The organism is Pseudomonas sp. K2I15 (assembly GCF_002204795.1).
In the GTDB taxonomy this organism is placed as follows: Bacteria; Pseudomonadota; Gammaproteobacteria; order Pseudomonadales; family Pseudomonadaceae; genus Aquipseudomonas.
Genome location: NZ_NIXO01000016.1, coordinates 15,438 through 36,368, shown reverse-complemented (window position 1 = coordinate 36,368; position 20,931 = coordinate 15,438). Strand labels below are relative to the sequence as shown.

Below are 20,931 nucleotides of genomic sequence, written 5' to 3'. Positions count from 1 at the left end.
GTAGGCCTGCGACACACTGTCAGTTGGCCGACAATCTTCGGAGTTCTCATGGATGCTGCGAAATGGCACCCACGGCTGGCCACCGGTCACTGGTACAGCCATCTGCCTGCTGATTTACAGAATAGCTTGCTGGCCAGCGCCCGGTTGCGGCAGCTGACAGCGGGGCAGTACCTGTTCAAGCGCGGCGACCCGCCGTGTGGGTTGTACGCGGTGCTGGAAGGCTCCCTGCGCATCAGCGCGGTGAACGAGCAGGGCAAGGAAGCGGTGTTGAGCCTGGCGGAATTGCCGTATTGGTTCGGCGAGATTTCCCTGTTCGACGGGTTGCCCCGCACCCACGACGCCTGTGCCGTCGGGCCGTGTACGCTGTTGCAGGTGCCGCAACCGGCGTTGCTGCAGATCCTCGAAGACGCGCCGCGTTACTGGCGCGACATGGCCCTGTTGATGAGCCAGAAGCTGCGCCTGACCTTTATCAATATCGAGCAACTGAGCCTGATGCCGGCGTCGGTGCGGGTGGCGCACCGCTTGTTGATGATCGCCGAAGGCTACGGCGACATCGAGCAGGCGCGGCAGGTGCTGCAACTGCCCCAGGAAGACCTGGCCGCGATGCTGAGCCTGTCGCGCCAGACCACCAACGCGTTGCTCAAGGACCTGCAAGGCCAGGGCATCGTGCGGCTGGGCTATGGCGAGATCGAAATCCTCGACCCGCAGCGTTTGCGCGAGGCGGCGCACGCCTGAGGGTGGTAGCCTGCGTTCACGATTATTCGAGGTGTGTTATGCGCGTCCTGCTAGTGGAACACGAGTCAGAGGCGGCCGAGGCGATGGGCCGCAGTCTTGAGGAGGCCAGCTACACGGTGGAGGTGGCGGCCAATGGCATGGCGGCCCTGCGCTTTGTGGAAAGCAACGAATACGATCTGGTGATCCTGGACGTGATGCTGCCGGGGCTCAATGCCTGGAAGTTGCAGCAGGCGATTCGGTTGAAAGGCGAAACGCCGATGCTGTTTTTGACCACGCCCGACGGGATTGAGGATCGGCTGCGTGGGTTGGAATTGCACGAGGATGATTATTTGCTCAAGCCATTTGAAGCCCGGGCGTTGGTGGCGCGGGTGAAGAAGGTGTTGCGGCGGGATCGGGGGCGCTGATTGATCCGGTATTTGTAGTGTTTGAACCTTCGCTTTCGCGAGCAAGCCCGCTCCCACATTCGACCGCATTCCAAAGGATGTACTCGGTCAAATGTGGGAGCGGGCTTGCTCGCGAAGAGGTCCTCACAGCCACCACACCCCCAACTACCTCAACCCATCCCGAAACTGCCCCGGCGTGATCCCGGTCCAGCGCTTGAACGCCCGGTTAAAACTGCTGGTATCGGCAAACCCCAACAAATGACTGATCTCCGCCAGCGAACACTCAGGATCGCGCAGATGCAGCAGCGCGAGGTTCTCCCTGCATTCATTCAGCAGTGCATCAAACCGGCAGCCCTCGTCCGCCAGGTGCCGCTGCAAGCTGCGCAAACTCAAATGCAACGCCTGGGCGATCCGCTCGGCGCTCGGCTCCCCGTCGGGTAACTGCGCTTCAATGGCCGAACGCACCTTGCGCTCCCAGGTCAGCGGTCGCAGTTGTGCCAAGGTGCGCTTGAGTACGGTTTCATTGTGTTCGGCCAACTCCGGGTTGGCATCGTCCAGATGGCTGTCAAAGTCCTGGGCGGCGAATTCCAAACGGTCTTCCTCGGCGGCGAAAAACACCGGCGCACGAAACACCGTATGCCACGGCTTGGGATCAGCCGGTTCGGGCCGCCTCAGATACACCGCCAGCGGCGCATATTCCCGGCCCAGCCGATTACGGCAAGTGCGCACGTAAATCGCCGCGAACGCATCAATCGCTTCAAACGCCGGCGCGGGCGTGCCGGCGGGTTGTTGCAGGCGAAAGCGGTAACGTTCGCCCTCCCGGCTAAGCTCCAGGCTCAGGGCGTCGCTGACCACCTGGTGATACCGCACGATCCGCTCGAACACTTCCCGCAGGCTGCCGCTGGCCACCAGCGCGTAACCCAGGGCATGAAAGGTGGTGGGGCTGACAAACCGCGACACCCGCAAGCCAATCGCCGGATCGCCGCTGGCCTGCACCGCCAGTTCCCACAGGCGCGTGGTGGCCGACAGCGGGTAGCGCGCGTTGGGGTCGTCCATCTGCTGCGGGTCGAGCCCGGCCTGGGCGCACAGCGCGGCGCTGTCGAGGTCCAGGGCGTCGAGCTGCTTGCGCAGGGCGCGGGTCCAGCTGGCGAGGGAGGTTGGTTCGGTCATGTTGATTGGCGCTTGCGGTCAACAGGTTGGCGTGTGGGGCTAGCGTCCCGCCAGATCGCATAGGGCAGGATGTACGCATCAATAAGACAGAGGATGGAAGCATGGACGGTACTTCTGCAAGCCCCCGGCAGATGAACGCGCAACAGCGTTCAGCGCATATTCGTGAAGTGGTGCTGGCCGAGGGGCTGTTATTGCGCCGGCGCCACCCCTGGCTACTGCATCAGGACGCGTTGGGCGCGGGCATCCTGGCCTTTGCCCTGGTGGGCATGGTGGGCTCGGCGGCGCTCTATATCACCGGGCACATGGCGTGGTGGGTGTGCCTGCTGCTCAACGCGTTCCTGGCATCACTGACCCACGAGCTGGAACACGACCTGATCCACAGCATGTACTTTCGCAAGCAGCGCCTGCCCCACAACCTGATGATGGGCCTGGTGTGGCTGGCGCGGCCAAGCACCATCAACCCTTGGGTGCGGCGCCATATTCACCTCAATCACCACAAGGTGTCCGGCAGCGAAACCGACATCGAAGAGCGTGCAATCACCAACGGTGAACCGTGGGGCCTCGCACGGTTGCTGATGATCGGCGACAACATCATGTCGGCGCTGATCCGGGTGCTGCGGGCGCCGTCCTGGAAGCACAAATTGAGCATTCTCAGGCGCACGGCGTTGGTCTACGCACCGCTGGCGCTGCTGCATTGGGGCGCGTGGTACGTGTTCCTCTGCTTCCATGCGGCCAATGGCATCGCCAGCCTGCTGGGCGCGCCGATCGACTGGTCTGCCAACACGCTGGCGGTGATGCACGTCATCGACATCGCCGCCGTGGTGATCATCGCCCCCAACGTGCTGCGCACCTTCTGCCTGCACTTTGTCAGCTCCAACATGCACTACTACGGCGACATTGAACCGGGCAATGTGATCCAGCAAACCCAGGTGCTCAACCCTTGGTGGTTGTGGCCGTTGCAGGCGTTTTGCTTCAACTTCGGCAGCACCCACGGGATTCATCATTTCGTGGTCAAGGAACCGTTTTATATTCGGCAGATGACGGTGAAGGCAGCGCACAAGGTGATGGCCGAAATGGGCGTGCGCTTCAATGACTTTGGTACGTTTTCCCGGGCGAACCGATATAAACCTGTAGGAGCAAGCTTGCTCGCGAAGGGCGTCAACGATAACGCGGGCAGGTTGGAGGAACGCGGCGCGCTTTAGTTTTTCGCGAGCAAGCTCGCTCCTACAGAGGGGCCATCAACCGCTACCAGGGTTTCGATCATCGCCTTGGCCGCCGGCGACAAGCGAAACCCGGTGCGGCTGATGATCCCGCAGCGGTTGTTCAAGCTGTCGAGGCTGTGGGGCACATTGCGCCAGTGCAGAACCGTCAGTTCGCCACGGGCAAAACCTTCGGCGAACGCTTCCTCTGCTCCCAGCCCAATTGCACTGGACTGACGCACGATGGCCGCCAGCGCCGCAAACTGCTCCAGCTCAATAGCGGGAGAAAAGTCGATACGCCCGCTCAGGTTGGCCAGCAGCTTGCGCACCCCTGGCGCTATCAGCGGCGTCGCCAGCGGGTAGTCAAACAAGTCGTTGGTGGAGAGGCTGTCCTTGGCCAGTAGCGGATGCCCGGCGCGGCAAAAAAACACGTTGCGCCGGGGTGTCAGGGCCTGGGTCTGGAAATTCGGATCGGCCTCGAAGTGGCGCACATCGGCGATGAAAAATTCGATCTCCTCGCGGCTCAAACTGCGGCCGAGCTTTTCCCAATTATCTACCTGCAAACCGCTGCGCACCCTGGGATGAGCGCCGACAAACTGTGCGATCGCTTCGGGTACCAGGTTCACCGCCGCCACTGCATCGCAGCCAAAGCGCAATTCGCCGGCGTCGAGCTTGGTCATGCGGGTGACTTCATGGCTCAGCCGCGCCGCCCCCTGTACCAATGACAACGCGTGTTGCAACACCACCTGACCTTCGGGGGTAGGGCGCAGGTCCTTGTGCGCGCGGTCCACCAGTACGCAGCCGAACTCTTGTTCCAGGCTCTGGATGCTACGGCTGAACGCCGGCTGGGTAATGCCCATGGCGTCGGCGGCACGCACGAAACTGCGGTACTCGTTCAGAGCAATGAAGTAGCGCAGTTGGCGAAGGTCCATGGGGCTTCCCGGCGTCCTGGAGGGAACCGGGATTTTAATAGCGTTGCTTATTCCGTCAACGAAGCTTTATTGTTTTATCTAGACTCAAATTGCATATCTATAGAGCGGGTGCGATAAGTCGCCGGGCTGAATACCCGCGTGAGTATCAGCATCGCCACCACCGTCAGCGTCAGCACCATCCAGGCGCTGACGAAACTGCCGGTCAGCTCTCGCAGCCAACCGGTCAGCCATGGCGAGATGGCGTTGATCAAAAAGCCTACGCCCTGGACGAACGCGGCCAGTTGGCCGGCTTCCCGAGGGTCGCGGCGGTGATCCAGGGTCAGCAGCAGGCTCAGGGCAAAACACGCTCCCAGGCCGAAACCGATCAGCGCCACCCACAGGTGCGGGAATTGCAGCGGCGCCGTCATCAGGCCGATATAACCCACGGTCTGGGCCAGCAGGCTGATGCTCAGCAGCGGGCGACGATCAATGCCACGTTGCGCCAGCGCGGGCATCAACAGCGCGGCGATCACCTGGAAGATCGTCATGAACGCCAACAGCGAACCACTGGGCAGCACGTCCCAACCCAGCTGCTGATAGTAGGCCGGTAACCACGCGACCATGCTCATGTAGCCGCAATTCACCAGGCCGAAATACAGCGCCAACAACCATGCGCGGCGATTGCGCAGGCCCTGGAACGGCGCCGTCACCTGCGGGTTTTTCGCTGCGCCCAATGGCAGCCAGGCCCACAGCAGCAACGCCCCCAAGGCTGGTAGCAGCCAGATCCCGAGCCCGGCCTGCCAGTGCTGAAAATGCCCTGCCACGAGCGGACTGAGCAGCGCCGCCAAGCCACCGCCGCCCATCAGCGACGCCGAGTAAACCCCCATCGCCAACGGTACCCGCTGGTGAAACTGGCGCTTGATCATCGCTGGCACCAATGCCTGGATCAGCGCCACCCCTGCGCCGCCGAACAATGCCGTGGCCAGCAGCGCCGGCGCCTGGCCAAACAGCCAGCGCGCGAGGCACGCCAGCAGAATCATCATCAAACCCAGGGCAATCCCGCGACGTTCGCCCAGCTTTGCTTCCAGGCGCACACCTACCAATGCCACCAGGCCCATGCAGATCACCGGCAGGCTGGTGAGCAGGGCGCTGCTCTGGAAACTCAGGCCGGTGGCCAGGCGAATCTCCCCCAGCAACGGGCTGATGGAACTGAGGATGGGCCGCAGGTTCAGGCCCAGCACTACCAGCAAGCCCCAGCCGGCGAGTGGAATGGCGCGATGTGAAGCGTGTTGAGGGTCAATCATGAAGAGCGTCCTGCTTACGCGTCGGGTCACGGAGTATGTGCAGTCTGCCAATGGGCGGCAAATCGATGCCTTCAGTGAATATTTTGTATGCCTTAAAAGCATTGAGATTTCGCCCCTCGGCGCCAGGCCGCGCAGGCCGTGGCTTCGGCGAATCCGGATGCTTTGGTTATTCAATTTGGATCTATGTATAACTTTAAAGATTACTTTAAGAGATAAGCGTCTGACCCCGATGATTCAGCCCTCGACGGCCGCCAAGGCAGGCCCGTCGGTTTTTTGCTTAAGACCGCAGGGGAGTTAATCAATGGGCAATGTCCAGACCGCCGCCAGTGCACAAGAGGCGCAGTGGCGCCAGGCACCGGGTGGTGAGTTGGTCGACCTTGGCCGGCCGCATCGCGCGCCGTTGGGGCAGTTGCGTACGCAGAAAACCCCCAAGGGTGTGTTGAGTCGGCGTGAAGCGATCCTGTTGGGGATTCTCGCGCTGGCCTTGCATGGTGCGGTGATCTATTGGGTCAGCCAGAAGCCAACCCCGGTGCTGCCGATTGTGCCGCCGGAAATTCCGCCGATGACGATCGAATTTTCCCAGCCGGCACCGCCGGTTGTGGAGCCACCGCCACCCGTACCGCCACCGCCGCCGCCCCCTGTAGTCGAGCCCCCGCCACCGGTGGTCGATGAGTTGGCCGCCAAGCCGGCGCCGAAAAAAATTCCGAAACCCAAGCCAGTACCAAAGCCTGAGCCCAAGCCCGCACCGAAGCCGGTAGTCGAGCAGCCGCCCGCGCCGCCAGTGCCTGCGCCACCGGCTCCAGCGCCTGCAAAACCGGCACCGCCCGCGCCGGTAACTCCGGCCTCGGCCAACGCCGCGTACCTGAAGAACCCGGCGCCCGAATACCCGTCACTGGCCCAGCGCCGGGGTTGGGAAGGCACGGTGTTGTTGCGGGTGCATGTATTGGCCACCGGCAAGCCGGGTGAGATCCAGATTCAGAAAAGCAGTGGTCGCCAGCAACTCGACGAAGCCGCACTGGCTGCCGTGAAGCGCTGGAGTTTTGTACCGGCCAAGCAAGGCGATGTGGCCCAGGACGGCTGGGTCAGCGTACCGATCGATTTCAAGATTCATTAATTATTGGGAGGCGGTGTGTTGGACACATCGCGACCTGCACAGAGGGAAAACATCATGGCATTAGCATCTCCTACTGAATCCATCGAAAGCGCGGTGATCTGGCTGCTGGTGGTCTTTTCGGTCGCCACCTGGGGCCTGGCCTTGCTTAAGGGCGTACAGTTCGGCCGCCTCAAGTCCCAGGATCGCAAATTCCACAAGCAATTCTGGGCGGCATCGAGTCTTGATTCGGCCGCAGAACTCGCTGAAACCAGGCCAGGCGCTGCTGCCCGTGTGGCCCAGGCCGGCTATGCCGCGATCCAGGTCGGTGAGGCGCCACACGCTGCTGACTTGAGCCAGGCGATCAACCACCAGGACCGCCTCGAACGTGCCCTGCGCCAGCAAATTGTGCGTGAGCGTCGCTCCCTGGAAACCGGCCTGGCCGTGGTCGCCAGTATCGGCAGCACCTCGCCGTTTATCGGCTTGTTCGGCACGGTGTGGGGCATCATGGAAGCCCTGAAAGGCATCAGCGCCGCCGGTTCCGCCAGCCTCGAAACCGTGGCCGGCCCGATCGGTGCCGCACTGGTCGCCACCGGTGTGGGTATCGCCGTCGCGGTGCCGGCGGTGCTGGTCTACAACTACTTCCTGCGTCGCCTGAAGCTCACCGCCGCCGACCTCGATGACTTCGCCCACGACTTCTACAGCCTGGCGCAGAAGAACTCCTTCCGCGTGCTGCTGCATCCGACGCTGAACAAGGCCGGTGCCCAGGGCGGCGCGCAAAAAGTGAAGGAGGCGTCCTGAGATGGCCTTCTCCACGCAAGACAGTGATGAGGTACTGAGCGAGATCAACGTCACGCCGCTGGTGGACGTGATGCTGGTGCTGCTGGTGGTGTTTATCGTCACCGCGCCGCTGTTGACTAACGCGATTCCGATCAACCTGCCCAAGACCGAGGCCGTGGCCCCGGTGGAGCAGAAAGACCCGCTGGTGGTGAGCATTGATGCTGCCGGCAAACTGTTTATCAACAAGGATGAAATCCAGCCGGATTTGCTGGAATTCAACTTGCAGTCGGCCAAGGCCAAGGACCCGGATGTGCGGGTGCAACTGCAGGCTGACGATGGAGTGAACTACGGCGAAGTGGCGCGAGCCATGGCGTCTATCGAGCGCGCGGGGATTACCAAGCTGTCGGTGATCACCGCACGTTAGTTTCAAATGCCTCGACAATTTTTTGGCCGTCTCCTTGGCAGGGTGCGGCCTTTTTTTTGCCTGATCGTTCCCGCACTCTGCGTGGGAATGCCTCCCGTGACGCTCCGCGTCACCATTGCATCGAGTTCGAGCCTTAAACCGACAGCACAGGACGCGGAGCGTCCAAGGCGGCATTCCCACGCAGAGCGTGGGAACGAACGGTGCTTGTTTTTGGTTATTAATAAATAGCTTCTTATTCCTTAACGAATATATACCTCGTGCCTATACTGACCCACAACGTTAAACGCTGCAGGAGGGCACACCCATGCACAGCGAGTCGATTCGTTATCTGATCGTGCCGGGCTGGCAAGGATCGCCAGAAGATCATTGGCAAAGTCATTGGCAGAACAGCCTGCCCAACAGTGCGCGCGTGGAGCAGGCCGACTGGCTCACCCCGCGCCGCGAAGACTGGGTGGCAGCACTGGCCGAAGCCATTGCCGCCGACAGCACCCCGGTGATTCTGATTGCCCATAGCCTGGGCTGCATCACCGTTGCCCATTGGGCTGCCACCGCACCGGTGCAGTTTTTGCGTCAGGTACGCGGCGCTTTGCTGGTGGCCCCGGCAGATGTCGAACGCCCCGCCTGCGCCCCCGCCCTGCGTAATTTCGCGCCAATCCCCAGCGACCTGTTGCCGTTCCCAAGCCAGGTTGTCAGCTCCGACAACGACAGCGCCGTCAGCACCACGCGTGCCCTGGAACTGGCGCGTCACTGGGGCGCCGAAGCGGGGATTCTCGCGGGGGCCGGGCACATCAATGTGAAGTCCGGCCATCAACGCTGGGAACAGGGCTTCGCTTACCTCTATCGCCTGCAAAATCGCCTGGAACATCACTCCCGGCGCCGTGCATAAAATTTTTTAAACGCCCCTTCCCCTTCGTGGATGGGGCGGGAGTCTGCCATGAGCCTGCATGAAACCTTCGGTCAGCCCCTGTTAACCTTCCCTGACGCCGAAAAAAGCCCCCTGAGCATCCGTGCCAAGGCACTGGTGTTTGTCGACCCGCGTTCGCGCCAACTGCGTGAAGACCTCGAAAACCTCGCCCCCCGCGCCTTGCCCGTGCTGATCCGTGGTGAAACCGGCAGCGGCAAGGAATTGCTCGCGCGCCATATCCACCGTGGCAGTGACCGCCCCGGTTTGTTTGTCTCGGTCAATTGCGGCGCCATCAGCCCGACTTACGCAGACGCCGAATTGTTCGGCTATGCCGCAGGCGCCCACAGCGGCGCGGCCAGCAGCCGTGCCGGCTGGTTCGGCTCGGCCAACGGCGGCACGTTGTACCTGGATGAAATCGGCGATTTGCCGTTGCCGATCCAGGTCAAGTTGCTGGCGGCGTTGGAAAACCACGAAGTCACCCGCGTCGGCGCCCATCAGCCGAGCCCGGTGGATGTGCGGCTAGTGGCGGCCACCAGCATCGACCTCGCCCAGGCTGTAACGGCCGGCAAGTTTCACGAGCGCTTGTTTCATTACCTCAGCGAAGGCCAACTGGAGCTGCCGGCACTGCGCGAGCGGGTGGGCGACATCCTGTCATTGGCCGAGTATTTCCTCGGCATCTACAGCCAGCGCCTCGACCTGCCGGTGCCACTGATCAGCGACGAAGCCCAGCGCGTGCTGGAGCATCACACCTGGCCGGGGAACACCCGGGAGTTGGAGAACGTGATTCACTTTGCCCTGCTGGTCAGCAGTGGCGACGAGATTTTGCCGGAGCATTTGAACCTGCCGCTGCCTTCGGTGGCGCAGATCGAACACCAGGCGCGGCAGATCCTCAGCAGCGGCACCGAGGCCGAGCGCAGCGCGCTGAAGCGTCTACTGGAAGGGTTGGCGTCTGCATGAGAAAAATGGAATATCAAAGTGAATAAAAAGTATTGTTCTGGAATAAAAAACCTCGGTATCGTCCGCTCCACGCCGCGATAGCACTTCGCTGGCATCCACTAAAAAGCGGCCGTCACAGACGACCCGGATTTTCGATAAGGACACTGCATGAAAAAGGTTCTGTTGTTTACCGCACTGGCGGCTGCCCTGACTGCAAGCTTCGCCCAGGCCAACGAGAAACTGGTGGTAGCCGCTACCCCGATCCCGCACGCCGAGATCCTTGAGCTGGTCAAGCCGACCCTGGCCAAAGAAGGCGTGGACCTGGAAATCAAAGTCTTCACCGACTACGTACAGCCGAACGTACAGGTGGCCGAGAAGCGTCTGGACGCCAACTACTTCCAGACCCTGCCGTACCTGGAAAACTTCAACAAGGGGAAAGGCACCAACCTGGTCACCGTGGTCGGTGTGCACGTTGAACCCTTCGGTGGCTACTCGAAGAAGATCAAAAATATCTCTGAGCTCAAAGATGGCGCCACCGTGGCCATCCCGAACGAAGGCAGCAACTCCGGCCGTGCCCTGCTGCTGCTGCAAAAGGCTGGCGTGATCACCCTGAAAGATCCAACCAACGCCCTGGCCACGCCGAAAGACATCGCCAGCAACCCGAAAAACCTGAAATTCAAAGAGCTGGAATCGGCTCTGCTGCCACGCGTACTGGACCAGGTTGACCTGGACCTGATCAACACCAACTACGCCCTGGAAGCTGGCTTGAACCCAGCCAAGGACGCGCTGATCATCGAAGACGCCAAGTCGCCGTACGTGAACTTCCTGGTTGCCCGCCCGGACAACAAGAACAGCGACGCGATCCAGAAGCTGGCCAAAGCCCTGACCAGCCCTGAAGTGAAAGCCTTCATCGAGAAGAAATACAACGGCGCCGTCGTGCCGGCGTTCTGATCGAGCCCCAAAACCTCCTTCAAGGTTTAAACGCCGACGGCTTACACAGCGTCGGCGTTTTTTATTGCCGGAGTGCGGTCAAAACTGTGGGACTGTGTCAGGTCAGATATTTCGGCTATTTATGGCCCTGCGCAGTGCCACCAGCCACTTCACCAATTCCTGCGGATCGATCGGTTTTGCCTCTGCCATCTGTCATTCCCTCGCTTGTGATTGGCCTTCAGTCTGACCTTGCGCCGCCCATCCCTGTAGTGCAGCACCGATAAACAGAATGTTCCTACTTGCCGCAGAACAGTAGCTGTCATCCGCCGGCACCGCGAATCCTCAAGTTATCTATTTGGGTGATATCAATATGCTATTTCGGTATTTAAATTTTACTTTTTATACCTTTAAAGTCGGCGCTACTCAGCGTTACCCGCGCTGAACCGTACCGCACCAACGCCGCATTACCCCTGTGGCGTCAGGGATTTCAGATGACCTTCGATTACGCATTTATCCTCAGCACGCTGCCGGCGTTTCTCAAGGCCGTGGGCGTGACCTTGCAAGTCGGCCTGATCGCCATAGGCACCTCAATGCTGGTGGCCTTGATCAATGCCGCGCTGCTGGTGTTTCGCACGCCTTACGTCTGTCGCCTGGTGGCGCTGTACGTCGAGTTGGCGCGCAACACGCCGCTGCTGATCCAACTGTTTTTCGTCTACTTCGCGTTGCCGGCCCTGGGGCTGAATATCTCCGGGTTCTGGGCGGCGATCATCACCATGACCTTTCTCGGCGGCGCGTATCTGACTGAAGTGCTGCGCGCCGGCGTCGAGGCGGTACCGCTCGCACAAATCGAGTCGGGCAAGTCCATCGGCCTGTCCCACTGGCAGCTGCTGCGTTACGTGATCCTGCCCCAGGCCGGGATCCTCAGCCTGCCGGCGCTGTTTGCGAACTTTATTTTCCTGCTCAAGGAAACCACGATCGTGTCGGCGGTGGCGGTGCCAGAGATTCTCTACACCACCAAAAGCTACATCGCCCTCTACTACAAAACCTACGAAATGCTCGCGGTGCTGACGCTGATCTGCGTGCTGTTATTCCTGCCGCTGTCGCTGCTGCTCAGCCGCCTTGAAAGGAGGCTCCAGCATGGCCAGTTCGGGTCTTGAATTACTCTGGGTGTCGTTGCCGCAATTGGGCAAGGGCGCTGCGCAAACCCTGTCGATCTCATTTTTGAGCATCGCCTTCAGCACCGTCGGTGGCGTGTTGTACGGCGTGTTGCGCACGCTGAATTCAAAAGCGATCAACCTGGTGCTGCGGATTTACCTGGAGCTGTTCCGCGCGATCCCGGTGCTGGTGTGGCTGTACCTGCTGTTCTTCGGCCTGCCGATTTTCTTTGGCCTGAGCATCCCAAGCTTCTGGTGCGCGGTGTTGGTGTTGTCGTTGTGGGGCGCCAGTGAAGTCGGCGAAGTGGTGCGCGGCGCCTTGCACTCGTTGCCGCGCGGCCAGCGCGAAGCCGGCCTGTCGATTGGCCTGTCAGACCCGCAACTGTACGGCTACGTGCTGCTGCCCCAAGCCCTGAAACGCATGACCCCGCCGACCATCAACGTCTACACGCGCATCATCAAGACCAGTTCGCTGGCGGTGCTGATCGGCGTGGTGGACGTGATCAAGGTCGGCCAGCAAATCATCGAGCGCACCTATGAGTCAGTGTTGATCTACGGCGCGCTGTTCCTGTTTTTCTTCTTTATCTGCTACCCGTTGTCGGCCGCCTCCAAGGTGCTGGAACGGCGCTGGGCCCAAGCATGAGCGCATTGATCGAGTTTCAGGGTTTCAACAAGTTTTTCGGCGACCAGCAGGTGCTCAAGGGCATCGACTTGAGCGTGCAAAGCGGCGAGGTGGTGGTGATCCTCGGCCCCAGCGGTTGCGGTAAAAGCACCTTGCTGCGCTGCCTCAATGGCCTGGAAGTGGCCCACAGCGGTAGCCTGCGCTTTGCGGGCAAGGAGCTGCTGGGCAAGGCCACCGACTGGCGCCAGGTGCGTCAGGACGTGGGCATGGTGTTCCAGAGTTACCACCTTTTCCCGCACATGAGCGTGCTCGACAACATCTTGCTGGGCCCGCTGAAAGTGCAAAAACGCGACCCCCGCGAAGCCCGTGCCCAGGCTGAAAAACTGCTGGAGCGGGTGGGCTTGTCGGACAAACGCGACGCCTACCCGCGCCAACTCTCGGGCGGCCAGCAGCAACGCATCGCCATCGTCCGTTCGTTGTGCATGAACCCGCAGGTCATGCTGTTTGACGAAGTCACCGCCGCCCTCGACCCGGAAATGGTCAAGGAAGTGCTGGAGGTGATCCAGGGCCTGGCCCGGGACGGCATGACCTTGCTGATCGTCACCCATGAAATGGCCTTCGCCCGCGCCGTCGCCGACCGCGTGGTGTTCATGGAGGCCGGCCGCATCCTCGAACAAAACACCCCCGAGGCATTCTTTACGAACCCGCAAACCGCACGCGCGCAGCAGTTCCTGGAGAAGTTCTCCTTCGTTTCAACACTGCCCAAAAAGACCAAGGAACTGGAGCTGTCATGAAAACTGCCAAGTTGTTATTCCCCCTGTTCGGCCTCGCGTTGCTGGCCGGCTGCAATAAATCCGAAGAGCCCGCCAAGACGGCTGCCGCTGCTACCCCGGCACCGGCTGCGGTGAGCTACATCGACAAGATCAAGGCGCGGGACAAGCTGATCGTCGGCGTATTTACCGACAAGCCACCGTTTGGTTTTGTGGATGAGTCGGGTCGCTACGTTGGCTTCGATACCGACATTGGCCGTCGTTTTGCCAAGGACCTGTTGGGCGACGAGAACAAGGTTGAATTCGTCGCCGTAGAGCCGGCGAGCCGCATTCCGTTCCTGCAAAGCGACAAGGTCGACCTGATCCTCGCCAACATGACCGTGACGCCTGAGCGTAAGGAAGCGGTGGACTTCACCAACCCAAACCTGAAAGTGGCGGTGCAGGCACTGGTGGCGAACGGCAGCCCGGTGAAAAACCTGGACGACCTGGCGACCCGCACCACCATCGTCACCACCGGAACCACGGCTGATATCTGGCTGACCAAGAACCACCCGGACTGGAAACTGCTGAAGTTCGAGAAAAACTCCGAGTCGCTGCAAGCGCTGTCGGCTGGCCGTGGTGATGCGTATGCGCAGGACAATCTGGTGCTGTTCAGCTGGGCCAAGCAGAACCCGGGCTACCGTGTGCTGGAGCAGAAACTGGGCGATGAAGCGCCGATTGCGCCGGCGGTGAAGAAGGGCAACATCGAACTGCGTGACTGGGTGAATGCCGAGTTGGCCAAGCTGGGCGAGGAGAAGTATTTGCTCAAGCTGTATGACCAGTATGTGCGTAAGGAACTGAGCGATGACACCAAGCCTGAAAGTGTGATTGTTGAGGGCGGGAAGTGGCAGGGTTGATCAGTTAGCTATTGGGTGGCTGATCGACCGTCTTCGCGAGCAAGCCCGCTCCCACATTTTCCCGCATTCCAAAGGTGGAACTCGGTCGAATGTGGGAGCGGGCTTGCTCGCGAAGAGGCCCTCACAGGCGCCGCCTAACTAGGCCAATGCCACGCCGGCTCATCCAGCACCCGCTGCCCCACCACCTGGGTCTGCCCCATCACCTTCTCCAGCACAATCGAATTACACCCTTCATCTTGCTGCAACGCCGCAATCAAGCGGCTGGCATGGGACACCACCCACACCTGACACTGCTGCGACACCTGAATGATCAACCGCGCCAATGCCGGCAACAGGTCCGGGTGCAAGCTGGTTTCCGGCTCGTTCAGCACCATCATCGTCGGTGGCCTCGGCGTCAGCAGCGCCGCCACCAGCAGCAAATAGCGCAGGGTCCCATCCGACAACTCCGCCGCCGACAATGGCCGCAACAACCCTTCCTGATAAAACTCGATGGCAAAGCGTCCGCCCTGCAACGGCTCGATATTCAACCGCGCGCCGGGAAACGCATCGCTGATCGCCCGTTGCAGTGCCTCGGGGTCGCCGATCTCGCGGATGGTCTGCAACGCCGCCGCCAGATCCCGCCCGTCGTGATGCAACACCGGCGTACGCGTGCCCAGTTGCGGCTGGCGCACCGGGGCGTCGACGTCGCTGCGAAAGTGATCATAAAAGCGCCAGCCGCGAATGCTCTCGCGCAGCAGCAGCACTTCCGGCGAACCCCGCAGGCTGCCGACCTGATCGAACAGGCTGTGGTAGTTCGGCGTGTGCTGGGCCAGTACATCCCAGGCGCGGCCATCGCGGGCGCGCACCATCGGGCCGGAACGCTGCACCAACAGGCTCGCCGGACGGTACACATGGCCGGCCCAGATGCATTCCTTCTTGATCTGCGGGTCCAGGCTGAAAAACGATAAGGTCTTCTCGGGCAGCCCAAGGGAAATCGCATAGCTGAAATCTTCCCCGGCAAACCCCAGGCGCAAACGCTTGGCGCCTTGCCTCACGGTAGGCTCCACTGCGACTTCACCGCTGAGCATGCGCCGGCTGATGTTTTCCGGCCCGGCCCAGAAGGTCGAATCCAGTCCGCCCTCACGGGCCAGTGCGTTGATCACGCCGCCTTGGGCCGTCTCCGCCAACAGCCGCAGGGCGCGGTACAGGTTGGACTTGCCGCTGCCATTGGGGCCGGTGATCAGGTTCAACCGATCCAGCGGCACCACCAATTTGTTGATCGAGCGGTAATTGGCCACCGCGAGGGTCTTGAGCATGAGAAAAATTATCGGTTTGGGAACCCTTGGAGTATGGGATTCTCCATGCAGATAAGGAACCCTGTTCTAAGCTCACAGTCGCATAGACACTGGCACGGCGGCATCACGCAAAAGGAGCCTGCATGGGCGGTCCCACCTCGACATTTATCATCGGCCTTGGCCTGCTGGCGCTGCTGAGCGGTTGCGGCCAGGAAAAAGGCGAACCCAAGGAACATTCCCGGGTGTTTGTGCAGACGGTGAAGTCCACCGACTTTGCCGCTGCCGTGACCTTGACCGGCGATATCCAGGCGCGGGTGCAGACTGACCTGTCATTCCGCGTTGGCGGCAAGATCATTCAGCGCATGGTGGATGTCGGTGACCGCGTCAGCGCCAAGCAGGTACTGGCCAAGCTCGATCCGAAAGATTTGCAGACCAATGTCGATTCCGCCCAGGCCCAGGTGGTCGCCGAACAGGCGCGGGTCAAACAGACTGCCGCCGCGTTTGTGCGCCAGGAAAAACTCCTGCCCAAGGGCTACACCAGCCGCAGCGAATACGACTCTGCCCAAGCCGCGTTGCGCAGCAGCCAAAGCGCGCTGACCGCCGCCCAGGCGCAGTTGGCCAATGCCCGTGAGCAGTTGGGTTACACCTCGTTGATCGCTGACGCGCCGGGCGTCATCACCGCCCGCCAGGCCGAGGTGGGCCAGGTGGTGCAGGCCACCATGCCGATCTTCAGCCTGGCCCGGGATGGCGAGCGCGACGCGGTGTTCAACGTCTATGAATCGTTGCTGGTGGAGCCGCCACCGGACAAACCGATCACCGTCAGCCTGCTGGAAAACCCGCAGATTACCGCCGTGGGCAAGGTGCGCGAAGTCACTCCGGCTGTGGCCGCGAATACCGGCACGGTGCAAGTCAAAATCGCCCTCGACGCGCTGCCCAAGGGCATGCAATTGGGTTCGGTGGTCAGCGCCACCGCCAATGGGCCGGCCAAGGCCAGCATCGAATTGCCGTGGGCCGCCTTGACCAAAGACATCAGCGCGCCAGCGGTTTGGTTGATTGACGACGACGGCAAGGCGCAGTTGCACAAGGTCACGGTGGCTCGCTACCTCACCGGCCAGGTGATCATCAGCGACGGCCTCAAGGGTGGCGAAAAAGTCGTGGTGGCCGGCGGGCAATTGCTGCACCCCGGCATGATCGTGGAAATCGCCCAGCCGCCGGATCAGGCCCAGGCCCAAGGAGTGCAGCCATGAAGCGGCTGACGTTTGTGCTCGCCGCCAGCCTGTTGTTGATGGCGTGCTCCAAGGAAGAACCGGCGCCGGAACCTGTGCGCCCGGTGCTGTCGATTGAGGTGAAATCCGAAGACCAGGAAAACCTCGGCCGCTTCGCCGGTACCATCCAGGCCCGCTATGAAAGCAACCTGGGTTTCCGTGTGCCCGGCCGCATCGCCCGGCGCGCGGTCGACGTGGGCGCTGAAGTGGAGCAGGGCGCGTTGCTGGCCGTGCTCGACCCCACCGATCAACAGAACCAGTTACGCGCCGCCCAGGGCGACCTGGCTCGCGTCCAGGCGCAGTGGATCAACGCTCAGGCCAATGCGCGCCGTCAGCAGGAATTGTTCAACCGTGGCGTCGGCGCCCAGGCCCAATTGGACATCGCCCAGACCGACCTGAAAACCACCCAGGCCTCCCTTGATCAAGCCAAGGCCTCGGTCAACCAGGCCAAGGACCAGCTCAACTACAGCGAGCTGCGCACCGACCACGCGGGCATCGTCACCGCCTGGAATGCCGAGGCCGGCCAAGTGGTTGCCGCCGGGCAGCAAGTGGTGACGCTGGCGCGGCCCGATATCAAGGAAGCGGTGATTGATTTGCCCGCCGGCCTCGCCGAGCGCCTGCCGCCGGATGTGGTGTTCCTGGTCGCCGGGCAGATGGACCCGAATGTCAGCACCACCGCCACCGTGCGTGAGATCGAACCCCAGGCCCAAAGCGCCACCCGTACCCGTCGCGCGCGCCTGACCCTGGCCGACACGCCGCCCGCGTTTCGCCTCGGCACGGCCATCAGCGTGACCCTGAGTTCAGCCATTGCCCCGCGTATCGAGCTGCCCCTCACTGCCTTGCAGGAAGCGGACGGTAAAACGCGCATCTGGGTCATCGACACCCAAAGCCAGACCGTGCAACCGCGTGACGTCAGCATCGTCAGCCGTGACGCCGACAGCGCCTTGCTCAACGCCGGCGTCAAACCCGGCGAGCGCGTGGTCAGTGCCGGCGTGAACAGCCTGAAGCCCGGGCAAAAAGTCAAAATCGACGAGGACAGCCCGCGATGAAAGGGAGCTTCAACTTATCCGACTGGGCCCTCAAGCATCAGTCCTTCGTCTGGTACCTGATGTTCGTCGCGCTGCTGATGGGCGTGTTCTCGTACATGAACCTCGGCCGCGAGGAAGACCCCTCGTTCACCATCAAGACCATGATCATCCAGACCCGCTGGCCCGGTGCGACCCAGGAAGAAACCCTGAGGCAGGTCACTGACCGCATCGAGAAAAAGCTCGAAGAGCTCGACTCCCTCGACTACGTGAAAAGTTACACCCGGCCCGGTGAGTCGACGGTGTTTGTGTTCCTCAAGGACACCACCAGCGCCAAGGCTATCCCGGAGATCTGGTACCAGGTACGCAAGAAGATCGACGACATCCGCGGCAGCTTCCCCCAAGGCTTGCAGGGGCCGGCGTTCAACGACGAGTTCGGTGATGTATTCGGTTCTATCTACGCCTTTACCGCCGATGGCCTGTCGATGCGCCAGTTGCGCGATTACGTTGAGCAAGCGCGCGCCGAGATTCGTTCGGTGCCGGGGCTGGGCAAGGTCGAGATGATCGGCCAGCAGGACGAAGTGATTTACCTGAATTTCTCCACCCGCAAGTTAGCGGCCTTGGGGATTGATCAGCGCCAAGTGGTGCAGAGCCTGCAATCGCAGAACGCCGTGACCCCGGCCGGGGTGATCGAGGCGGGGCCAGAGCGGATTTCGGTGCGCACCTCCGGGCAGTTCGCCTCGGAGAAGGACCTGGCCAACGTCAACCTGCGGCTCAATGACCGTTTCTATCGGCTGGCGGATATCGCGGATATCACCCGTGGCTATGTCGACCCGTCGACGCCGATGTTCCGTTTCAACGGCAAGCCCGCCATCGGCTTGGCCATCGCCATGCAGAAGGGCGGCAACATCCAGGACTTCGGCAAGGCCCTGCACCAACGCATGGACGAGCTGACCGCCGACCTGCCGGTAGGTGTGGGCGTGCACAAGGTTTCCGATCAGGCCGAAGTGGTGGAAGAGGCCGTGGGTGGTTTCACCAGCGCATTGTTTGAAGCGGTGATCATCGTGCTGGTGGTGAGCTTTATCAGCCTTGGCGTGCGCGCCGGGTTGGTGGTGGCGTGCTCGATTCCACTGGTGCTGGCGCTGGTGTTTGTGTTCATGGAATACAGCGGCATTACCATGCAGCGGGTGTCGCTGGGCGCCTTGATCATCGCCCTCGGCCTGTTGGTGGACGACGCGATGATCACCGTGGAGATGATGATCACGCGCCTGGAAAAAGGCGAAACCAAGGAGCAGGCGGCAACCTTCGCCTACACCTCCACCGCGTTCCCGATGTTGACCGGCACGCTGGTGACGGTGGCTGGTTTTGTGCCGATTGGCCTCAACGCGAGTTCGGCGGGTGAGTACACTTTTACGTTGTTCGCGGTGATTGCCGTGGCGATGCTGGTTTCTTGGGTGGTCGCCGTATTGTTTGCGCCGGTGCTGGGTGTGCATATCCTCAGCAGTAAGGTAAAACCCCACAGCGCCGAGCCGGGCCGCGTAGGCCGGGCCTTCAATGGCGGCATGCTCTGGGCGATGCGCAATCGCTGGTGGGCCATCGGCATTACGGTGTTGCTGTTCGTGGCCTCGGTGTTTTCCATGCAGTTCGTGCAGAACCAGTTTTTCCCGTCTTCGGACCGTCCGGAAATCCTCGTCGACCTCAACCTGCCGCAAAACGCCTCGATCAATGAAACCCGCAAGGCCGTCGACCGCCTTGAGGCGATCATCAAGTCCGACCCGGACATTGCTCGCTGGAGCACCTACATCGGCCAGGGTGCGATCCGTTTCTACCTGCCGCTCGACCAGCAACTGGAGAACCCGTACTACGCGCAGTTGGTGATTGTCAGCAAAGGCCTGGAAGAACGCGGCGCGTTGATTGCCCGCCTGCAAAAACACCTGCGAGATGATTTTGTCGGCGTGGGCAGCTTCGTGCAGCCGCTGGAAATGGGGCCGCCGGTGGGGCGTCCGATCCAGTACCGGGTGTCTGGCAAGGACATCGACCAGGTGCGCAAACATGCGATCGAACTGGCGACGATGCTCGATAAAAATACCCACATGGGCGAGATCATCTACGACTGGAACGAGCCGGGCAAAGTCCTGCGGGTGGACATCGCGCAGGACAAGGCGCGGCAACTGGGGCTGTCGTCGGAAGACGTGGCGCAGTTGATGAACAGCGTGGTCAGCGGCGCGTCGGTGACCCAGGTGCATGACGATATCTACCTGATCAACGTGGTCGGCCGCGCCGAAGACGCCGAACGCGGTACGCCGGAGACCTTGCAGAACCTGCAGATCGTCACGCCCAACGGCACCTCGATTCCGCTGCTGGCATTTGCCACCGTGCGCTATGAGCTTGAACAGCCTTTGGTGTGGCGTCGCGATCGCAAGCCGACCATCACCATCAAGGCGGCGGTGCGCGACGACATGCAGCCGACCGACCTGGTGAAACAGCTCAAGCCGGAGATCGACAAGTTCAGCGCCGCATTGCCGGTGGGCTACAAGGTTGCTACCGGCGGTACCGTGGAAGAAAGCGGCAAGGCCCAGGGCCCGATTGCCAAGGTGGTGCCGCTGATGCTGTTTTTGATGGCGACCTTCCTGATGATTCAGTTGCACAGCGTGCAGAAGATGTTCCTGGTGGCCAGCGTCGCGCCGCTAGGGTTGATTGGCGTGGTGTTGGCGCTGATTCCCACGGGCACGCCCATGGGTTTTGTGGCGATCCTGGGGATTCTCGCGTTGATCGGCATCATCATCCGTAACTCGGTGATTCTGGTGACGCAGATCGACGCCTACGAACGCGACGGCTACACGCCGTGGGACGCAGTGGTGGAAGCCACCGAGCACCGGCGCCGGCCAATCCTGCTGACGGCGGCGGCGGCCAGCCTGGGCATGATCCCCATCGCCCGGGAAGTGTTCTGGGGGCCGATGGCCTACGCGATGATTGGCGGGATCATCATCGCTACCTTGCTGACGCTGCTGTTCCTGCCGGCGCTTTATGTGGCCTGGTACAAGATTCGCGAGCCGAAGAAAGAACAAGCCTGACAGCCACCGCGATGACATTCCTACACGGACGTGGGAATGTTCTCTGAAACATTTGTTTGCCCCATGCACCCGATCAATTGTTTTA

20 protein-coding genes are annotated in these 20,931 nt (G+C 61.4%); 16 read left to right on the top strand and 4 right to left on the bottom strand.

From position 1 onward, the window contains the following. Nucleotides 1–48 precede the first annotated feature (48 nt). Together CEC48_RS12235 and CEC48_RS12230 are read left to right on the top strand one after the other, a co-directional pair. Complete coding sequence (locus CEC48_RS12235; RefSeq protein WP_088423980.1) at nt 49–735, top strand: Crp/Fnr family transcriptional regulator; 687 nt, start codon at nt 49–51, stop codon at nt 733–735. 38 nt (nt 736–773) lie between these two features. Further along, nucleotides 774–1,139: a response regulator gene (locus CEC48_RS12230; RefSeq protein WP_088423979.1), complete on the top strand. Its 366-nt coding sequence runs from the start codon at nt 774–776 to the stop codon at nt 1,137–1,139. A 144-nt stretch (nt 1,140–1,283) separates the two neighbouring features. Here the strand turns inward: CEC48_RS12230 and CEC48_RS12225 are convergent, their stop codons facing one another. Next, the gene (locus CEC48_RS12225) at nt 1,284–2,288 is read right to left on the bottom strand and encodes an AraC family transcriptional regulator (RefSeq protein ID WP_088423978.1); all 1,005 of its coding nucleotides are present in this window, start codon (nt 2,286–2,288) and stop codon (nt 1,284–1,286) included. Nucleotides 2,289–2,389: 101 nt separating this feature from the next. Between CEC48_RS12225 and CEC48_RS12220 the strand changes: the two genes are divergently transcribed. After that, complete coding sequence (locus CEC48_RS12220; protein ID WP_256579706.1) at nt 2,390–3,490, top strand: fatty acid desaturase; 1,101 nt, start codon at nt 2,390–2,392, stop codon at nt 3,488–3,490. Here the strand turns inward: CEC48_RS12220 and CEC48_RS12215 are convergent. Next, nucleotides 3,487–4,419 (bottom strand): LysR family transcriptional regulator, encoded by a 933-nt coding sequence (locus CEC48_RS12215; RefSeq protein ID WP_088423977.1) that lies wholly within the window; start codon nt 4,417–4,419, stop codon nt 3,487–3,489. The genes CEC48_RS12220 and CEC48_RS12215 overlap by 4 nt on opposite strands. 74 nt (nt 4,420–4,493) lie before the next feature. After that, the gene (locus CEC48_RS12210) at nt 4,494–5,702 is read right to left on the bottom strand and encodes a CynX/NimT family MFS transporter (RefSeq protein WP_088423976.1); all 1,209 of its coding nucleotides are present in this window, start codon (nt 5,700–5,702) and stop codon (nt 4,494–4,496) included. Between the two features lie 301 nt (nt 5,703–6,003). Between CEC48_RS12210 and CEC48_RS12200 the strand changes: the two genes are divergently transcribed. The 10 genes from CEC48_RS12200 to CEC48_RS12155 all read left to right on the top strand — a co-directional run bounded on the left by CEC48_RS12200 (nt 6,004) and on the right by CEC48_RS12155 (nt 14,208). Further along, nucleotides 6,004–6,816, top strand: a complete 813-nt coding sequence (locus tag CEC48_RS12200; RefSeq protein WP_088423974.1) for an energy transducer TonB — start codon at nt 6,004–6,006, stop codon at nt 6,814–6,816. 51 nt (nt 6,817–6,867) lie between these two features. Beyond that, complete coding sequence (locus CEC48_RS12195; RefSeq protein ID WP_088424038.1) at nt 6,868–7,593, top strand: MotA/TolQ/ExbB proton channel family protein; 726 nt, start codon at nt 6,868–6,870, stop codon at nt 7,591–7,593. 1 nt (nt 7,594) lies between these two features. Further along, entirely contained in the window at nt 7,595–7,996 is a 402-nt protein-coding gene (locus CEC48_RS12190) for a biopolymer transporter ExbD (protein WP_003218118.1), read from the top strand. Nucleotides 7,997–8,300: 304 nt separating this feature from the next. Next, complete coding sequence (locus tag CEC48_RS12185; protein ID WP_088423973.1) at nt 8,301–8,882, top strand: alpha/beta hydrolase; 582 nt, start codon at nt 8,301–8,303, stop codon at nt 8,880–8,882. Between the two features lie 48 nt (nt 8,883–8,930). Next, nucleotides 8,931–9,857: a sigma 54-interacting transcriptional regulator gene (locus CEC48_RS12180; RefSeq protein ID WP_088423972.1), complete on the top strand. Its 927-nt coding sequence runs from the start codon at nt 8,931–8,933 to the stop codon at nt 9,855–9,857. A 147-nt stretch (nt 9,858–10,004) separates the two neighbouring features. Then, nucleotides 10,005–10,787, top strand: a complete 783-nt coding sequence (locus CEC48_RS12175) for a MetQ/NlpA family ABC transporter substrate-binding protein (protein WP_088423971.1) — start codon at nt 10,005–10,007, stop codon at nt 10,785–10,787. A gap of 470 nt (nt 10,788–11,257) precedes the next feature. Continuing rightward, a complete protein-coding gene (locus tag CEC48_RS12170; protein ID WP_088423970.1) occupies nt 11,258–11,923 on the top strand; it encodes an amino acid ABC transporter permease in 666 nt (221 codons plus the stop codon). Continuing rightward, a complete protein-coding gene (locus tag CEC48_RS12165; RefSeq protein ID WP_063033610.1) occupies nt 11,904–12,563 on the top strand; it encodes an amino acid ABC transporter permease in 660 nt (219 codons plus the stop codon). Before CEC48_RS12170 ends, CEC48_RS12165 begins: the two co-directional genes overlap by 20 nt. After that, nucleotides 12,560–13,336 (top strand): amino acid ABC transporter ATP-binding protein, encoded by a 777-nt coding sequence (locus tag CEC48_RS12160; protein WP_088423969.1) that lies wholly within the window; start codon nt 12,560–12,562, stop codon nt 13,334–13,336. Before CEC48_RS12165 ends, CEC48_RS12160 begins: the two co-directional genes overlap by 4 nt. Beyond that, entirely contained in the window at nt 13,333–14,208 is an 876-nt protein-coding gene (locus CEC48_RS12155) for a transporter substrate-binding domain-containing protein (protein WP_088423968.1), read from the top strand. Before CEC48_RS12160 ends, CEC48_RS12155 begins: the two co-directional genes overlap by 4 nt. A 134-nt stretch (nt 14,209–14,342) precedes the next feature. Here CEC48_RS12155 and CEC48_RS12150 read toward each other — a convergent pair whose 3' ends face one another. Beyond that, on the bottom strand, nt 14,343–15,503 hold the full coding sequence (locus tag CEC48_RS12150) for an AAA family ATPase (RefSeq protein WP_088423967.1): 1,161 nt from the start codon (nt 15,501–15,503) through the stop codon (nt 14,343–14,345). 122 nt (nt 15,504–15,625) lie between these two features. Here CEC48_RS12150 and CEC48_RS12145 point away from each other — a divergent pair, with 122 nt between their 5' ends. Genes CEC48_RS12145 through CEC48_RS12135 form a run of 3 tightly spaced genes read left to right on the top strand, consistent with a single transcriptional unit; the run spans nt 15,626 to nt 20,846 of the window. Further along, complete coding sequence (locus CEC48_RS12145; RefSeq protein WP_088423966.1) at nt 15,626–16,729, top strand: efflux RND transporter periplasmic adaptor subunit; 1,104 nt, start codon at nt 15,626–15,628, stop codon at nt 16,727–16,729. Beyond that, nucleotides 16,726–17,796: an efflux RND transporter periplasmic adaptor subunit gene (locus CEC48_RS12140; RefSeq protein ID WP_088423965.1), complete on the top strand. Its 1,071-nt coding sequence runs from the start codon at nt 16,726–16,728 to the stop codon at nt 17,794–17,796. Before CEC48_RS12145 ends, CEC48_RS12140 begins: the two co-directional genes overlap by 4 nt. Then, nucleotides 17,793–20,846 carry an efflux RND transporter permease subunit gene (locus tag CEC48_RS12135; protein WP_088423964.1) on the top strand — a complete coding sequence of 1,018 codons (3,054 nt, stop codon included), beginning with the start codon at nt 17,793–17,795 and terminating at the stop codon, nt 20,844–20,846. The genes CEC48_RS12140 and CEC48_RS12135 overlap by 4 nt, the downstream gene beginning before the upstream one ends. Nucleotides 20,847–20,931 lie beyond the last annotated feature (85 nt).

Coding starts and splice junctions, on each gene's coding strand:
- CEC48_RS12235 (WP_088423980.1), top strand. CDS start 49: ATGGATGCTGCGAAATGGCACCCACGGCTGGCCACCGGTCACTGGTAC.
- CEC48_RS12230 (WP_088423979.1), top strand. CDS start 774: ATGCGCGTCCTGCTAGTGGAACACGAGTCAGAGGCGGCCGAGGCGATG.
- CEC48_RS12225 (WP_088423978.1), bottom strand. CDS start 2,288: ATGACCGAACCAACCTCCCTCGCCAGCTGGACCCGCGCCCTGCGCAAG.
- CEC48_RS12220 (WP_256579706.1), top strand. CDS start 2,390: ATGGACGGTACTTCTGCAAGCCCCCGGCAGATGAACGCGCAACAGCGT.
- CEC48_RS12215 (WP_088423977.1), bottom strand. CDS start 4,419: ATGGACCTTCGCCAACTGCGCTACTTCATTGCTCTGAACGAGTACCGC.
- CEC48_RS12210 (WP_088423976.1), bottom strand. CDS start 5,702: ATGATTGACCCTCAACACGCTTCACATCGCGCCATTCCACTCGCCGGC.
- CEC48_RS12200 (WP_088423974.1), top strand. CDS start 6,004: ATGGGCAATGTCCAGACCGCCGCCAGTGCACAAGAGGCGCAGTGGCGC.
- CEC48_RS12190 (WP_003218118.1), top strand. CDS start 7,595: ATGGCCTTCTCCACGCAAGACAGTGATGAGGTACTGAGCGAGATCAAC.
- CEC48_RS12185 (WP_088423973.1), top strand. CDS start 8,301: ATGCACAGCGAGTCGATTCGTTATCTGATCGTGCCGGGCTGGCAAGGA.
- CEC48_RS12180 (WP_088423972.1), top strand. CDS start 8,931: ATGAGCCTGCATGAAACCTTCGGTCAGCCCCTGTTAACCTTCCCTGAC.
- CEC48_RS12175 (WP_088423971.1), top strand. CDS start 10,005: ATGAAAAAGGTTCTGTTGTTTACCGCACTGGCGGCTGCCCTGACTGCA.
- CEC48_RS12170 (WP_088423970.1), top strand. CDS start 11,258: ATGACCTTCGATTACGCATTTATCCTCAGCACGCTGCCGGCGTTTCTC.
- CEC48_RS12165 (WP_063033610.1), top strand. CDS start 11,904: ATGGCCAGTTCGGGTCTTGAATTACTCTGGGTGTCGTTGCCGCAATTG.
- CEC48_RS12160 (WP_088423969.1), top strand. CDS start 12,560: ATGAGCGCATTGATCGAGTTTCAGGGTTTCAACAAGTTTTTCGGCGAC.
- CEC48_RS12155 (WP_088423968.1), top strand. CDS start 13,333: ATGAAAACTGCCAAGTTGTTATTCCCCCTGTTCGGCCTCGCGTTGCTG.
- CEC48_RS12150 (WP_088423967.1), bottom strand. CDS start 15,503: ATGCTCAAGACCCTCGCGGTGGCCAATTACCGCTCGATCAACAAATTG.
- CEC48_RS12145 (WP_088423966.1), top strand. CDS start 15,626: ATGGGCGGTCCCACCTCGACATTTATCATCGGCCTTGGCCTGCTGGCG.
- CEC48_RS12140 (WP_088423965.1), top strand. CDS start 16,726: ATGAAGCGGCTGACGTTTGTGCTCGCCGCCAGCCTGTTGTTGATGGCG.
- CEC48_RS12135 (WP_088423964.1), top strand. CDS start 17,793: ATGAAAGGGAGCTTCAACTTATCCGACTGGGCCCTCAAGCATCAGTCC.